This window comes from Synechococcus sp. CBW1107 (assembly GCF_015841355.1).
GTDB lineage: Bacteria > Cyanobacteriota > Cyanobacteriia > PCC-6307 > Cyanobiaceae > Regnicoccus_A.
Genome location: NZ_CP064908.1, coordinates 2,204,996 through 2,219,201, shown reverse-complemented (window position 1 = coordinate 2,219,201; position 14,206 = coordinate 2,204,996). Strand labels below are relative to the sequence as shown.

Annotated in this window: 17 protein-coding genes; 9 read left to right on the top strand and 8 right to left on the bottom strand. The window is 67.6% G+C overall.

Annotated elements, in window-relative coordinates; genetic code table 11:
- Position 1: 1 nt before the first annotated feature.
- Entirely contained in the window at positions 2-922 is a 921-nt protein-coding gene (locus I1E95_RS11570; RefSeq protein ID WP_197162422.1) for a type II secretion system protein J, read from the top strand.
- Positions 923-1,166: 244 nt separating this feature from the next.
- Here I1E95_RS11570 and I1E95_RS11565 read toward each other — a convergent pair whose 3' ends face one another.
- Genes I1E95_RS11565 through I1E95_RS11550 form a run of 4 tightly spaced genes read right to left on the bottom strand, consistent with a single transcriptional unit; the run spans position 1,167 to position 3,158 of the window.
- A complete protein-coding gene (locus I1E95_RS11565) occupies positions 1,167-1,811 on the bottom strand; it encodes a hypothetical protein (protein WP_197162420.1) in 645 nt (214 codons plus the stop codon).
- Between the two features lie 11 nt (positions 1,812-1,822).
- Positions 1,823-2,359, bottom strand: coding sequence for a GspH/FimT family protein (locus tag I1E95_RS11560; RefSeq protein WP_197162418.1), 537 nt, complete (start codon positions 2,357-2,359; stop codon positions 1,823-1,825).
- Positions 2,356-2,748, bottom strand: a complete 393-nt coding sequence (locus I1E95_RS11555) for a hypothetical protein (RefSeq protein ID WP_197162416.1) — start codon at positions 2,746-2,748, stop codon at positions 2,356-2,358. Before I1E95_RS11555 ends, I1E95_RS11560 begins: the two co-directional genes overlap by 4 nt.
- On the bottom strand, positions 2,745-3,158 hold the full coding sequence (locus I1E95_RS11550) for a hypothetical protein (protein ID WP_197162414.1): 414 nt from the start codon (positions 3,156-3,158) through the stop codon (positions 2,745-2,747). Before I1E95_RS11550 ends, I1E95_RS11555 begins: the two co-directional genes overlap by 4 nt.
- Before the next feature lie 313 nt (positions 3,159-3,471).
- Between I1E95_RS11550 and I1E95_RS11545 the strand changes: the two genes are divergently transcribed.
- Positions 3,472-3,663, top strand: coding sequence for a type II toxin-antitoxin system VapB family antitoxin (locus I1E95_RS11545; protein ID WP_197162412.1), 192 nt, complete (start codon positions 3,472-3,474; stop codon positions 3,661-3,663).
- A 32-nt stretch (positions 3,664-3,695) separates the two neighbouring features.
- Here I1E95_RS11545 and I1E95_RS11540 read toward each other — a convergent pair whose 3' ends face one another.
- Positions 3,696-4,031: a nucleotidyltransferase domain-containing protein gene (locus tag I1E95_RS11540; RefSeq protein ID WP_231594592.1), complete on the bottom strand. Its 336-nt coding sequence runs from the start codon at positions 4,029-4,031 to the stop codon at positions 3,696-3,698.
- A complete protein-coding gene (locus tag I1E95_RS11535) occupies positions 3,997-4,416 on the bottom strand; it encodes a HEPN domain-containing protein (RefSeq protein WP_197162408.1) in 420 nt (139 codons plus the stop codon). Before I1E95_RS11535 ends, I1E95_RS11540 begins: the two co-directional genes overlap by 35 nt.
- A 205-nt stretch (positions 4,417-4,621) precedes the next feature.
- Between I1E95_RS11535 and I1E95_RS11530 the strand changes: the two genes are divergently transcribed.
- Positions 4,622-4,816 (top strand): type II toxin-antitoxin system VapB family antitoxin, encoded by a 195-nt coding sequence (locus tag I1E95_RS11530; protein WP_197162406.1) that lies wholly within the window; start codon positions 4,622-4,624, stop codon positions 4,814-4,816.
- Positions 4,817-5,099: 283 nt separating this feature from the next.
- On the opposite strand, the gene lepA is transcribed toward I1E95_RS11530, so the two are convergent.
- Positions 5,100-6,908 (bottom strand): translation elongation factor 4, encoded by a 1,809-nt coding sequence (gene lepA, locus I1E95_RS11525; RefSeq protein WP_197162404.1) that lies wholly within the window; start codon positions 6,906-6,908, stop codon positions 5,100-5,102.
- 125 nt (positions 6,909-7,033) lie between these two features.
- Here lepA and I1E95_RS11520 point away from each other — a divergent pair, with 125 nt between their 5' ends.
- Together I1E95_RS11520 and serS are read left to right on the top strand one after the other, a co-directional pair.
- On the top strand, positions 7,034-7,327 hold the full coding sequence (locus I1E95_RS11520; RefSeq protein ID WP_231594591.1) for a NifU family protein: 294 nt from the start codon (positions 7,034-7,036) through the stop codon (positions 7,325-7,327).
- 52 nt (positions 7,328-7,379) lie between these two features.
- On the top strand, positions 7,380-8,672 hold the full coding sequence (gene serS / locus I1E95_RS11515) for a serine--tRNA ligase (RefSeq protein WP_197162402.1): 1,293 nt from the start codon (positions 7,380-7,382) through the stop codon (positions 8,670-8,672).
- Here the strand turns inward: serS and I1E95_RS11510 are convergent.
- A complete protein-coding gene (locus I1E95_RS11510) occupies positions 8,636-9,628 on the bottom strand; it encodes an ABC transporter substrate-binding protein (RefSeq protein ID WP_197162400.1) in 993 nt (330 codons plus the stop codon). The two genes, serS and I1E95_RS11510, sit on opposite strands and share 37 nt — an antisense overlap.
- 216 nt (positions 9,629-9,844) lie before the next feature.
- Between I1E95_RS11510 and rseP the strand changes: the two genes are divergently transcribed.
- The 4 genes from rseP to I1E95_RS11490 all read left to right on the top strand — a co-directional run bounded on the left by rseP (position 9,845) and on the right by I1E95_RS11490 (position 14,205).
- Positions 9,845-10,933 carry an RIP metalloprotease RseP gene (gene rseP / locus I1E95_RS11505; RefSeq protein WP_197162390.1) on the top strand — a complete coding sequence of 363 codons (1,089 nt, stop codon included), beginning with the start codon at positions 9,845-9,847 and terminating at the stop codon, positions 10,931-10,933.
- A gap of 1 nt (position 10,934) precedes the next feature.
- Complete coding sequence (gene nth / locus I1E95_RS11500) at positions 10,935-11,621, top strand: endonuclease III (RefSeq protein ID WP_197162388.1); 687 nt, start codon at positions 10,935-10,937, stop codon at positions 11,619-11,621.
- A gap of 34 nt (positions 11,622-11,655) precedes the next feature.
- Entirely contained in the window at positions 11,656-11,958 is a 303-nt protein-coding gene (rpsN, locus tag I1E95_RS11495; protein WP_197162386.1) for a 30S ribosomal protein S14, read from the top strand.
- A gap of 123 nt (positions 11,959-12,081) precedes the next feature.
- Positions 12,082-14,205 carry a polyribonucleotide nucleotidyltransferase gene (locus tag I1E95_RS11490; protein ID WP_197162377.1) on the top strand — a complete coding sequence of 708 codons (2,124 nt, stop codon included), beginning with the start codon at positions 12,082-12,084 and terminating at the stop codon, positions 14,203-14,205.
- Position 14,206: the final 1 nt, after the last annotated feature.

Here is a 14,206-nt window from a genome sequence, read left to right as displayed (position 1 = left end):
CATGCCCCCCCTTCCTCCCTCCCTTGATTCCCGCCGATGTGCCCAGGGTTTCACTCTGGTGGAGCTTTTGGTGGCGGCAACTCTCGGATCGGTGGTGTTGGTGGGAGCAGGTTTTCTACTTTTGAGCATCATGCGCAGCTCGGCCCGCAGTGAACGGGTGATTCAACTGCGTGACGACTGGGCACGGGTTTCGGAGTTTATGGAAGAGGAGGTGACCCAAGGCGAGCGGGTGATCACCGATCTGAATCGCATCAACACCTTACGCGGCAATCTTGCCTGCACGCTTAACACGGCGGCAAATGTGCGATTCGGCGTGCTGGCTCCCCATAGCCAGATTCCGATCGTCTATGGAATTCGCCCCCCCGCCGGAACGGAAGTCAACCAGTGGCGCGGGCCGAATGTGATCGTGCGTTGTGGCCCCACAGTTGCAGCGAACGGTCAGTTAGATCCAAACACCTACCGCGAGGATGTGCTCGCCGGCGCAGCTTCAGAACTCACTGCCGCCCTGATTACCACCGACACCAACACCGCAACTCGGGCCATACGGATCACTCTCGGATTCCAGACTCCTGGCGGCACCGCTTATTCGAACAGCTTTCGTGATCGCGATCGGGTCAATCCCCCTTATAATCTTCTAGACGATCGCGACGCGCGCGGTATCAATGTTTGCAGCCTCCCCAACGTGTACTGCGGTGGCGGCACGCTCACGGGAAGCGCAACGCCAAATGCCCAGCCCAATCAGTACATCCCACAGAGCGGGGCCATCGTCCAGGGAGCGCCAGGCCGTGAAGACATCGTTTACTTCGAAGGTCCGGCCCCCAGCGGTATCAGCAACTGCATGCGCTCCTCCTGCACAATCTCCGGAGTCACCATGAGGGATGTAGAAGTGGTGGTCTTCGACGACCGTGAGATCCGCATGTGATCTGTGTTCCTCATTCATCCGCTGCACTGACCGCAGGATAGTCAGACAAAGTCACCAAGAATTTCTGACCACTGTCGAGAACTCCAGCAAACCGCCCACCTTGTACGGCGGCAACTCAATTCGAGCAGTGAACTGAAATTCTGCGTCGATCAGGTGCCACACCTTGCTCCTCCCGATCAACGACCTGCCCAGCCTCTATCAGGTCATGAAGGGCTTTTCAGTCGTGTTCCACATGCCATTGCATTCACCCCACCCCAGCCACCACCTCACTGCGCACCCGCTGCACCGGCCCGCCGCCATCCGTGAAGCTCTGCTCCAGCCGCATCGCCACCAGCTGGCTGGCCGGATCCAGGCAGGCCGAAAAGGGCAATCCCGTCGACCCGTTCAGCGCCGTGGCACCCGGCAAGCGTCCGCAACCCGCCCAGCTGCTGGGATCACTCGCCAGGCCATCCACCACCACCCGGCTCAGCGACGCGCTGCTGGGGTCGATGCGCCCCTCCAGCCCGTAGGCCGGCCCGCAGCGCATCAGCACCTGCCCCCGCCAGATGCCGCTCGGTGGCGCGCCCACCGAATAGCTAATCACCGTGCCGTCGCGCTTCAGCTGCAGCACCACCTGCCGGCCGGCCACCCCGCAGCTCACCGGCAGCGGCGCCGCCTCGTTCACCACCTCCGTGGCCCCCTCCAGATCCGTGCGGATCAGCGCCAGGGCCCGCCGCTGATGGTTGCGCTCGCGCACCAACCGCGAGAACTGCTGCGCATTGCGCCCCTCCCCCAGCAGCGCCTGCACCACCACGCCACACAGCATCAGCCCCAGCGCCATCGCCAGCAGCAGCTCCACCAGCCCGAAGCCTGCGCTGGCCTGGCGTTTCGTCGTCTGAATCCTCGGCATCGTCAGGCGTCTCACAGGGTTGGATCCGGGCTGCAGGCGCTGCTGTCGGGCCGGCCGCCGGGCGCGCCGCCATAGCGGCCCACCCGCACCACCCCCAGCGGCAGGGCCATCACCAGACAGCGGCGCAGCTCCGTACCGGCACTGCTGAGCACCACCGTGCCGCCATCCAGCACCAGGCCGTTGCTGCTGAAACGCAGGGTGTCGGGCAGGTTGTGGCTCAGCTCGATCGTGCCGTTCTCCACCCCCTCACCCAGGGGCATCGCGGCCTGCTCACAGCCAGCCAGCGACCCGCTCAACGGCGCCTGCCATCCCTCCGGCGCCAGGCTGAGGCCGCAGGGCCGTCCATGCCGTTCTGCCGCCGCGCGGCCCCGCTCGATCCCCAGCACCAGTCGCCGCGTGGCCACCTCCAGCCGCTGGCGCGCCATCGATTCGCCGCCGGCCTGGATCGCCAGCCCGGCCAGCAGCAGCAGCACCGTCACGCCCACCAGCAGCTCCGGGAGCGAAAAGCCCTGAGCGGGGCCCCGCGACGCGGTGAATCGCCGGGTCATGGCCTGCACAGGCCATGGGCCGCGGGAGCAAACAGCCGCTTGCGCTCGAGGCCATCGGCTGTGGCCGTCAGCCAGAGGGCACCGGCTCCGTCCGTCTCACCCGCGTCCGTCGTCAGCGTGACCCCCTCCGGCACTGGGCCGCCGGCCGCACTCAGTTGCAGGTCCATCCACGCCGCCGCAGCGCCGCAGCTCATCGGCGCCGTCACCCCGGCGGCGGCCACACGCAGCGCCCGCTCCCGCTGAAGCAGCACCAGGTCGAGCTGGCTCAGCAGCTCCTGCCGTTGCTCGGCGCGATGGTTCCAGGCCATGGCCGAGCCCCACAGCTGCGCTGAGCCGTTCGCCGCCAGGGCGAACACCACCGACGACACCATCACCTCCACCAGCGTCATCGCCCCATCCCCCGCAGACCCGCCACATGCAGGGGCTGCGGGGCCTCCCCCGCCAGCTCCAGCGCGTACAACCGCTGCACAGCCCCCTGGCTCAGTTCCAGCCGCAGTTCACCCGGAGGCCCCGCCGCTCCGGGCAGCCCCGGAGTCCACGACACCAGCCGGTAGTCGCTCTCACCCACCCGTCCGCTCAGCAGAGTGCCCGGATCCAGCCCCGCGCCGCAGCCGGGCACCGGCGTGATCCAGGCACTGGAGGCCAGGGGCAGCAGGCAGGCGTGCTCACCACTCAGGCGGCTCGCCACCTGCTCCGCCGCCGACGCCAGCGCGTCCTCCAACTGGCGCTGCTCCAGCTCCGCGGCCGCCAGCCGGCTGCCCTGAAGCGCCACCGTCTGCACCGACAGCGCACTCAGCATCAACACCAGCGCCACTCCGAACGCCAGCGGCAGCAGGAAACCCTGCTCAGCCTCCGGCGCTTGTCTGCGCCAGGTCCCCTGGGCCCGACAGCGTCGAGCCGTCCATGGAACCGCCATTGGCGGACTCCTCAATCCACGACATCCCAAGCGTTCCCAGCCAGGGCGGGCTGGCGCACCAGATTCAGCGGAGCTGGGGTGATGGCTTCAACAAACGTTGCACAGGTGCGATCAGCACATCCAAAAGCTCAGCCTTTCTGGCGGATGCACCGCCATTTCTGCATGTGTCGCCGGGCTCAGCGGCTCAAAATGGGGCATGCGCATCACTCTCAAGCTCGACGACGACCTCCTCAGCCAGGCTCAGCAGCTCAGTGGCATCAACGAGCGCACCCAGCTGGTCCGCGAAGCGCTCAAAGCCCTCGTGCAACGAGAAAGTGCCCATCGGTTAGCAGAACTCGGTGGTTCCGAGCCCCAGCTCGGAACCACCCCCCGTCGCCCGTCCTACTGAATTTCAGGCTCAACACCTGAGCTTGACCAGGGCTACGGAGCGATCAGCCAGCGCAGGTCCCGCTCAAGCGTTGCCGCCAGCTTCGGGTTCCATTGGGGGAGACTTTCCCACTCCTTGCGGCTGTAGACGAGCAGATCCGTCGCCAGCGGAAGATCGGCCGTGTCCCAGGGCCGCAGCCTCTCCCAGATCGGCAGCTCGCACTGCCGCAGCACCAGCAGCAGATCCAGGTCGCTGCCCACACCGGCATCGCCGCGCCCGTAGGAGCCGAAGACACCCACGCCCTCCAGCTCCGGTTGGGCCGCCGCCTGGCGCTGGGCCCACCGGCCCGCCGCCTCAAGCACGCTCTCGGAACTGGGCCAGCGCAGCACGGACCCACTCGATGATCGCTGTGGCATGGAACAGGCCCTGCTCGCTCTGCAGTCTGCCGAAATGTTCACCCGGGGTGCCGTCCGGATAGCTGTCCGGATAGCGGGTGGGGATGTAGAAACCATCCAGCAAGCGAAGCCTGTCCTCAAGCGCTTCCGGTGGAGGTGGTTGCAGCTCATCCTTGCCGGGCACTTCAGCCCAGATCCGAGTGAGGGTGTGTCCCCAGACCTGTTGGCCCAGGGCCATATTCAAGGCTTTGAGCGACTTCTCGGTGGCCTGATGGGCGGCAAAGCAGGCCCATTCATGCCGATCGGCTTGCATGGAGGCCTCGGCCTGCTCGAGGTCCCGCAGGGCCTGATTCAGCCAGTCGGCGGAGCGGTCAGCCATCGAGCCAGTCTGCTCCTCTCAGACGTCCTAGGAGTGATCTGGGTTGAGCCGTAGATCCCAGGGCAGCTGCAGCAGCTGCAGGGCCGGAGAGGGGAGTGGCTGGGCCAGCGTCATCGACCGTCCGCCTGCTGAACCTGACCGTAACGAAATTGCTCGACCCGGACTGTCAGGTCTTGCGTCGCACGTCGCGGCTTCAAACTCAGGCATGCGCACCACACTCACCCTCGACGACGATCTGCTCAGTGAAGCCACAGGCCTCAGCGGCATCAGGGAGCGCAGCCAGCTGATCCGCGAGGCCCTCAAGGCCCTGATCGAGCGGGAACGCTCACGCCGCATGGTCATCATGGGCGGCTCGGAGACCCAGATCGGACCACCCCCGCGTCACCGCCAGCTCTACTGATTCAGCTCGGCGCTATCAATGACTGATAGCAATCCCAGAGGCGCCATGGCGCAGCTCCTGATTCGGCAGCTGGCTCGTCTGCGGGCCACCACACCGGCAGCGGGCCGCAGCCTTGACGTGGCGGCCCTGATCCGCGAGGACCGCGATAGCCGCTGAATCAGGTCCCTGGGTGGTGGACGCTTCGGTGGCCTTCGCCTGGTTTGCCGCCGTGCCTGGCTCCGAGCCGCTGCCGGGCCTTCCCGCTGCGCTCGATCTGGCTTGCCTCACGGATTGAGCGGCAGCCCTACTGATTCAGCTTCAGCACCGCCATGAAGGCTTCCTGGGGCACATCCACCTTGCCCATGGCCTTCATGCGCTTCTTGCCCTTCGCCTGCTTCTTCAGCAGCTTCTTCTTGCGGGAGATGTCGCCGCCGTAGCACTTGGCCAGCACATCCTTGCGGATGGCGCTGATGCTTTCGCTGGCGATGATGCGGCTGCCGATCGAAGCCTGGATCGGGATCTTGAACTGCTGCCTGGGGATGAGTTCCTTGAGCTTCTCCACCAGGCCCTTGCCCACGTTGTAGGCCTTGTCGCGGTGCACGATCGTGGTGAGCGGATCGGCCTTCTCGCTGTTGATCAGCACATCGAGGCGCACCAGTTCGTTCTTGCGATAGCCGATCAGGCTGTATTCCATCGAGGCATAGCCCTTGGTGCGGCTCTTCATCTGATCAAAGAAATCCGTCACCACTTCCGCCAGCGGCATCTCGTAGTGCAGCGTCACCCGATCGGTGGTGATGTACTTCATGTCGATGAACTCACCCCGCCGCTCCTGGCACAGCTCCATCAGGGTGCCGTTGTAGCTGTTGGGCGTATAGATCTCCAGCTTCACATAGGGCTCTTCGATCGATTCCCGCTTCTGCGGATCCGGCAGGGTGGCGGGGTTGTCCACCATCTGCGTGCTGCCGTCGATCATGTTCACCCGGTAGATCACCGAGGGGGCCGTCACGATCAGGTCGAGGTCGTACTCCCGCTCCAGCCGTTCCTGCACGATCTCCATGTGCAGCAGCCCCAGGAAGCCGCAGCGGAAGCCGAAGCCCATGGCGCTGCTGGTTTCCGGTTCATACTTCAGCGCCGCATCGGAGAGCTTGAGCTTGTCGAGCGCCTCGCGCAGATCGGGGTACTGGTCGGCGTCGGTGGGGAACAGGCCGCAGAACACCATCGGCTTGGCCTCGGTGTAGCCCGGCAGCGGCTCGCTCACCGGATCGGCCACCAGGGTGATCGTGTCGCCCACCCGCGCGTCGGCCACCGCCTTGATCGACGCCGACAGGTAGCCCACCTCGCCGGCATGGAGGCTCTCCACCTGGCGCTGGTCGGGCGCCATCACCCCCACTTCATCGAGTTCGTAGGTGGTCTTGCTGGCCATCAGCAGCACCTTGTCCTTGCGGGCCACCTGGCCGCTGATCACCCGGAAATACACGATCACGCCCCGGTAGGGGTCGTAGTACGAGTCGAAGATCAGGGCGCGCAGCTGTTCGTTCACGCGGTCGGGCGGTGCCGGCACCCGCTCCACGATCGCTTCGAGGATCTCGGGGATGCCCAGGCCCGTCTTGGCGGAGCAATCGATCGCCTTCGAGGTGTCGAGCCCGATGATCGCCTCGATCTCCTCCTTGATCCGCTCCGGATCGGCGCCGGGCAGATCGATCTTGTTGAGCACCGGAATGATCTCCAGATCATTCTCCAGCGCCAGATACACATTCGCCAGCGTCTGCGCCTCCACCCCCTGGCTGGCATCCACCACCAGCAGAGCGCCTTCACAGGCCTGCAGGCTGCGGCTCACCTCATAGGAGAAGTCCACATGGCCCGGCGTGTCGATCAGGTTGAGGATGTACGTCTCGCCATCGGCCGCGGTGTACTCCATCCGCGCGGCCTGGAGCTTGATCGTGATCCCCCGCTCCCGCTCCAGCTCCATGTTGTCGAGGAACTGGGCCTGCATGTCGCGCGCCGCCACCGTTCCGGTGTCCTGCAGCAGCCGGTCGGCCAGGGTCGATTTACCGTGGTCGATGTGGGCAATGATGCAGAAGTTGCGGATCCGCTGAACGGGAACGTCGGTCATGGTCCCGTTCAAGGGGCAATCTGGAAAGCCGATCCTAGGGATGAAGCGGTGGAACCTCGCCGGCAACGAGGCAGCCTCCCGGCCCGGTTCCTAAGCTCAGCGCACACCCCGTCCGCCCCTGAGCCATGAGCACCGAGACCGCCAGCACGGAAACCACCGCCGGCTCCGAGGCCGCCATCAGCGACCCTCGCGCCCTCACGATCGAGAACGTCGAGCGTGTGCTCGATGAGCTCCGTCCTTATCTGATGGCCGACGGCGGCAACGTCGAGATCGTCGAGATCGACGGCCCCACCGTGAAGGTGCGTCTGCAGGGCGCCTGCGGCAGCTGCCCCAGCAGCACCATGACCCTCAAGATGGGCATCGAGCGCAAGCTGCGCGAGGCGATTCCCGAGGTCAACGAAGTGGTGCAGGTCCTCTGAAGACGAGGCCATCTCCGGCCCGTAGGCTGCACGCGCCCTTGCACCTGGAGCCGTGCTGGATCAGCGCCTGCTGCGCGACAACCCCGAGCTGATCGTCGAGCAGCTCGGGCGTCGGGGCATGGCTCTCGATCTCACCGCCCTGCAGCTGGTCGCCCGCCAGGAGCGCGACCTGGAGCAACAGCGCAGCGACCTGCAGGCCGAAGGCAACCGCATCGGCCGCCAGGTGGGGGAGCTCATCCGCAGCGGTGAAGCGCCCCACAGCCCCGAGGTGCAGGCCCTGCGCGACCGGGGCAACACCATCAAGCAGCAGGTGGCGGTGCTCGAGGAGGAGGAGAAATCCCTCGAAGCCCGTCTGCTGGAGCAACTGCTCGCCTTCCCCAACCTGCCCTCCCCCCACTGCCCCGATGGGGCCGGTGAAGCCGAGAACGTGGAGCGGCGGCGCTGGGGCACATCCCGCCAGCCGCTGGCCGGTGAGCCGCCCCTCGAGGAGCACTGGCAGATCGCCGAACGCCTCGGCCTGATCGACAGCGAGCGCTCGGTGCGCATCGCCCAGAGCCGCTTCGTGACCCTGCTCGGAGCGGGCGCCCGGCTGGAGCGGGCCCTGATCAGCTTCATGCTCGATCAGCACGCCAGCCGCGGCTACCGCGAGGTGCTGCCGCCGATCCTGGTCAACAGCGCCAGCCTCACCGCCTCCGGCCAGCTGCCCAAGTTCGCCGAGGAGAGCTTCCGCTGCTCCGACGACGACCTCTGGCTCACCCCCACCGCCGAGGTGCCGCTCACCTCGTTCCACCGCGACGAGATTCTTGCGGCTGAGCAACTGCCCCTCAAGTACGCCGCCTACACCCCCTGCTTCCGCCGCGAAGCCGGCTCCTACGGCCGCGACACCCGCGGCCTGATCCGCCTGCACCAGTTCAACAAAGTCGAGTTGTACTGGTTCTGCCATCCGGACGACTCGGAGGCGGCCCACGCCCAGCTCACCGCCGACGCCGAGGCGATCCTGCAGGCCCTCGAGCTGCCCTACCGGGTGCTCGATCTCTGTTGCGGTGATCTGGGCTTTTCGGCCACCCGCACCTTCGATCTCGAAGTATGGCTGCCCGGCGCCGGCGCCTACCGCGAGATCTCCAGCTGCAGCACCTGCGGCGAGTTCCAGGCGCGGCGCGCCTCGATCCGCTTCAAGGACGGCAGGAAGACCCGCCTGCTGCACACCCTCAACGGCAGCGGTCTGGCGGTGGGCCGCACCATGGCCGCCCTGCTCGAAACCGGCCAGCAGGCCGACGGCCGCGTGCGCCTCCCCCAGGCCCTGGTGCCCTACTTCGGTGCCACGGAACTGGTGAGCGAGGGCTGAGCCTGCGGCGTCTGCAGCGCCTCCCGGACCAGCGAGGCATCCACCGCCGGCTTCGGCAGGCCTGCGGCCACCCACCCCCGGGCGCGATGCAGCGACTCAACCAGCTGGAGGTTCCAGGCCAGCAGGCCCTCGGCCTCCAGCATCGGCAGCTGGTGCGCCAGCGGGTGGTACACCAGGCTGGCTTCGGCACGCTGGAAGCCCGTGGCGTTGAGGCCGATCGCCTGCCCCATCCAGGTGCTGGCCTCCCGCGGCTGGGCCGCGGCCGCACCATGGGCCGCCTGCCACACCCGCAGCAGACGCACCAGCTCCGGTCGGGCCTCCTTCAGGCGGGCAGGATCCACGGCCAGCACCTTCAACACCTCACCAGGCCTGCTGCGGCTGTCCTCCAGCGTGCGGGCCAGGCCCAGCCTCTTCACCGCGTTGCTGTACGGAGGGGCGAGCACGGCGGCCTCCACCTCACCCCGGCGCAGACTGCCCGGCATCGAGGCCATCGGCATCGTCACCAGGCGCACCTGGGCAGGATCGATGCCCCCCTGCTCGAGGGCACGCATCAGCAGATCACGCCCCACGGCCGAGCGGCCCACAGCCACTCGGCGGCCCCGCAGGTCGTCGAGGCTGAGGATCCACGGCCGCGCCACGATCTGATCGGCCCCGGCCGATTCGCTCAGCACCAGGATCAACGTGGGACAGCGCCTGGGCTGCCGGGAGCAGATGGTCACGGCATCGGCGGTGCTGATCGGCACCAGCCAGTGCTGCCCCCGCAGGTAGGCGTCCACCACCTCCTGATGGCCGGGCTGCGGATCAAGCCGCAGCCGCAGGCCGTGGGCCCCGGGAAGTCCGTCGCGCTCGGCCAGGGCGAAGTAGCGATCGGCTGGGGAGGGGCCGATGGGCAGGTTCAGGGCGCCTTCCCCCCATTGCCACCTGAGCACCCCGGCCGAGGCCACGGCCACAACCACGAGGCTCAGTCGCCAGACCCCCGACCGACCATGCCGAGGTGTGGCCCGATCAGTGGGACGGTGCTGCACGGGTGGCGCGGCAGGGGAGCGGCAGGCAGCTGAAAACCGCTGCCGCGGAACCGTAGGCCGATCCCCTGGTGCCGATGGTGCCCGGATGTACACCAACGGTGTCAGCCGGGAGCACCCACAATGGTCAGCACAATCCATGGATGCTGAATGGGCGTTGTTGCGGCACTGGCGATCCTGGCGGCCCTGATCGTGGTGCACGAAGCCGGCCATTTCTTCGCCGCCACCTGGCAGGGCATCCGCGTCAGCGGCTTCTCGATCGGTTTCGGTCCGGCCCTGCTGCAACGCCAGCGCCGCGGCGTGCAGTTCGCCCTGCGGGCGATCCCCCTCGGCGGCTACGTGGCCTTCCCCGACGACGACGAGGACAGCGACATCCCCAGCGATGATCCCGACCTCCTGCGCAACCGTCCCCTGCACCAGCGGGCCTTGGTGATCGCCGCCGGCGTCATCGCCAACCTGCTGCTGGCCTGGGCCGTGCTCTTCGGGCAGGGGCTGATGGTGGGCGTGCCCGCCGGCTTCAGCGCCACGCCGGGCGTGCTGGTGGCGGCGGTGCAGCCGGGCCAGGCCGCCGCCGCCTCCGGCCTGATGGCCGGCGACCGCATCCTCAGCCTCGGCGGCGTGCCCGTGGGTGGTGGCTCCCAGGCCGTGGTCGATCTGGTGGCCGACATCCAGGGCGCCCCCGAACGCACCCTGCAGATCCAGGCCGAGCGCGCCGGCGCAACCCTCAGCCTGCGGCTCACCCCCGCCGATCAGAGCGGCATCGGCCGCATCGGCGCTCAGCTGCAGCCCAACGGCAGTGAGGTGTTCCGCCCCGCCAGGGGCCCCCTGGAGCTGCTCAACCAGACCAACCGTGTCTTCGTGCAGCTGATCCGCCGCACCGTCGACGGCTTCGTGGCCCTGGTCACCCACTTCGGTGAAACCGCTCCCCAGGTGTCGGGGCCGGTGAAGATCGTTGAGATGGGCGCCAGCCTGGCCCGCCAGGGCGGCGGCAGCCTGTTCGTGTTCGCCGCGCTGATCTCGATCAACCTGGCTGTACTCAACGCCCTGCCCCTGCCCCTGCTCGATGGCGGCCAGTTCGCCCTGCTGCTGCTCGAGGGCCTGCGCGGCCGGCCCCTGCCCGACCGCCTGCAGATGGCGTTCATGCAGTCGGGCTTCCTGCTGCTGGTCGGGCTCAGCGTGGTGCTGATCGTCAAGGACACCAGCCAGCTCTCGGCAGTGCAGCAGCTGCTCGGCCGCTGAGGTGCCCCGCTTCGCCACGGCCCGTCAGCGTGCGCCGCTGATCCTGGAGCGCCTGGCTCTCCACTACCCCCACGCCACCTGCTCCCTCGACTGGACCACCCCCTGGGAGCTGCTGGTGGCCACCATGCTCTCGGCCCAGTGCACCGACGAGCGGGTCAATCGCGTCACCCCGGCCCTGTTCGAGCGCTTCCCCGATGCGCGTGCCGCCGCCGCGGTGAGCTCCAGCGAGGTGGAGCCCTATGTGCAGTCCACCGGTTTCTTCCGCAACAAGGCGAAGAACATCGTGGCCGCGTCACGCCTGCTGATCGAGCGCCATGGCGGTGAGGTGCCGGCCTCGATGGAGGAGCTGCTGGAGCTGCCGGGCGTGGCGCGCAAGACGGCCAACGTCGTGCTGGCCCATGCCTTCGGCATCAACGCCGGTGTCACGGTCGACACCCACGTGCGGCGGCTGAGCAACCGGCTCGGGCTCACCCGCCAGAGCGAACCGCGCCGGATCGAGCCCGATCTGATGAAGCTCCTGCCCCAACCGGAATGGGAGAACTTCTCGATCCGGCTGATCTTCCATGGCCGCGCTGTCTGCAACGCCCGCAAGCCCCTCTGCCCGGGCTGCCCCCTCGCCGATCTCTGCCCCAGCCATCCCGACCACGGCCCCAGTGGCCGCCGGGACGGGCGGCAGGCCACGCGCTAGGCTCGATTCCCACTGAACGAATTGCAGCAGCCGCATGGCGAAGAAGTCGATGATCGCGCGCGACGTGAAGCGCAAGAAGATAGTTGAACGCTTCGCCCTCAAGCGTGCTGCCCTCAAGGCGTCCTTCGAAGCCGCCGCGGATCCCATGGAGCGCCTGGAGATCCACCGCAGGATCCAGAACCTGCCCCGCAACAGCGCCCCCACCCGGGTGCGCAACCGCTGCTGGGCCACCGGCAAGCCCCGCGGCTTCTATCGCGATTTCGGTCTCTGCCGCAACCAGCTGCGCGAGCGCGCCCACAAGGGTCTGCTGCCCGGCGTGGTCAAGTCGAGCTGGTAAGCCGCTCCGGGGCTGTCGATCAGACGCGCGAGGGTGGCCAGGGGCCACCCTTTTTTGCGCTGGCTGCCCCCCGCAGGCCTGAATGCGAGAATGGAGCTTGACAAAAAACGGACATAAGACGACGTGCCAGGACAGATTCAGACGGTCTCCTTCGATGGTCGGGAGATCCGGCTGACCACGGGCTTGTATGCCCCCCAGGCCGGGGGTTCGGTCCTGATTGAATGCGGAGACACGGCCGTGCTGGTCACGGCCACCCGCGCCAAGGGCCGCGAAGGGATCGACTTTCTCCCGCTCACCTGTGATTACGAGGAGCGCCTCTACGCCGCGGGCCGCATCCCCGGCAGCTTCTTCCGCCGTGAAGGCCGCCCCCCCGAGCGCGCCATCCTCACCACCCGCCTGATCGACAGGCCCCTTCGGCCCCTCTTCCCCTCCTGGCTGCGCGACGACCTGCAGGTGGTCGCCACCACCCTCTCGCTCGATGAGCGGGTACCGCCCGATGTGCTGGCGGTCACCGGCGCCTCGATCGCCACCCTGCTGGCGAAGATCCCCTTCAACGGCCCGATGGCCGCCGTGCGCGTCGGCCTGCTCGGCGACGACTTCGTGCTCAACCCCAGCTACCGCGAGATCGAGCGCAGCGAGCTCGATCTGGTGGTGGCCGGCACCCCCTCCGGTGTGGTGATGGTGGAAGCGGGCGCCAACCAGCTGCCCGAACAGGACGTGATCGAGGCGATCGACTTCGGTTACGAAGCCGTGGGCGAACTGATCAAGGCCCAGCAGAAGCTGCTCGCCGATCTCGGCATTGAGCAGGTCTTCCCCGAAGCCCCGGTTCAGGACCCCGCCCTGCCCACCTTCCTGGAGCAGGAATGCGGAGCGGGCATCGGTGAGGTGCTCAAGCAGTTCAGCCTCACCAAGGCCGAACGCGATGCCCAGCTCGACACCATCAAGGCCGGGGTGGCCGAGAAGATCGCCGCCCTCTCCGACGACGACCCGATCCGTGTGGCCGCCGCCGGCAAGGCCCTGGGCAACACCTACAAGGGCATCACCAAGAAGCTGATGCGCGCCCAGATCCTCAACGAGGGCAAGCGGGTCGATGGCCGCGCGCTCGATGAGGTGCGCCCGATCACCGCCGCCGTGGGCGTGCTGCCCAAGCGGGTCCATGGTTCGGGCCTGTTCCAGCGTGGGCTCACCCAGGTGCTCTCCACCGCCACCCTCGGCACCCCCAGCGATGCCCAGGAGATGGACGATCTCAACCCGATCGGTGAGAAGACCTACCTCCACCACTACAACTTCCCCCCCTATTCCGTCGGTGAGACCCGGCCGATGCGCTCCCCCGGCCGCCGCGAGGTCGGCCACGGAGCCCTGGCCGAGCGAGCGATCGTGCCCGTGCTGCCCCCCAAGGAGAGCTTCCCCTACGTGCTGCGCGTGGTCTCGGAGTGCCTCAGCTCCAACGGCTCCACCTCGATGGGCTCGGTCTGCGGCAGCACCCTGGCCCTGATGGATGCCGGTGTGCCCCTCAAGGCTCCGGTCAGCGGCGCCGCCATGGGCCTGATCAAGGAGGGCGATGAGGTGCGCATCCTCACCGACATCCAGGGCATCGAGGATTTCCTCGGCGACATGGACTTCAAGGTGGCCGGCACCGAGAAGGGCATCACCGCCCTGCAGATGGACATGAAGATCAGCGGTCTGGCGGTGAGCACCATCGCCGAGGCCGTCAACCAGGCCCGCCCGGCCCGGCTGCACATCCTCGAGAAGATGCTCGAGGCGATCGGCAAGCCCCGTGAGGTGCTCTCCCCCCATGCCCCGCGCCTGCTCAGCTTCCGCATCGACCCGGAACTGATCGGCACCGTGATCGGCCCCGGCGGCCGCACGATCAAGGGCATCACCGAGCGCACCAACACCAAGATCGACATCGAGGACGGCGGCATCGTCACGATCGCCAGCCACGACGGCGCCGCCGCCGAGGAAGCCCAGCGGATCATCGAGGGGCTCACCCGCCGCGTCAGCGAGGGCGAGCTGTTCAACGGCTCCGTCACGCGGATCATCCCGATCGGCGCCTTCGTCGAGATCCTCCCCGGCAAGGAGGGCATGATCCACATCTCCCAGCTCTCGGAAGCGCGGGTGGAGAAGGTGGAGGATGTGATCAAGGTGGGCGATGCCGTCACCGTGCGGGTGCGCGAGATCGACAACCGCGGCCGCATCAACCTCACCCTGCGGGGCGTGGCCCAGGAAGCGGTGCCGGCGGCCTGAG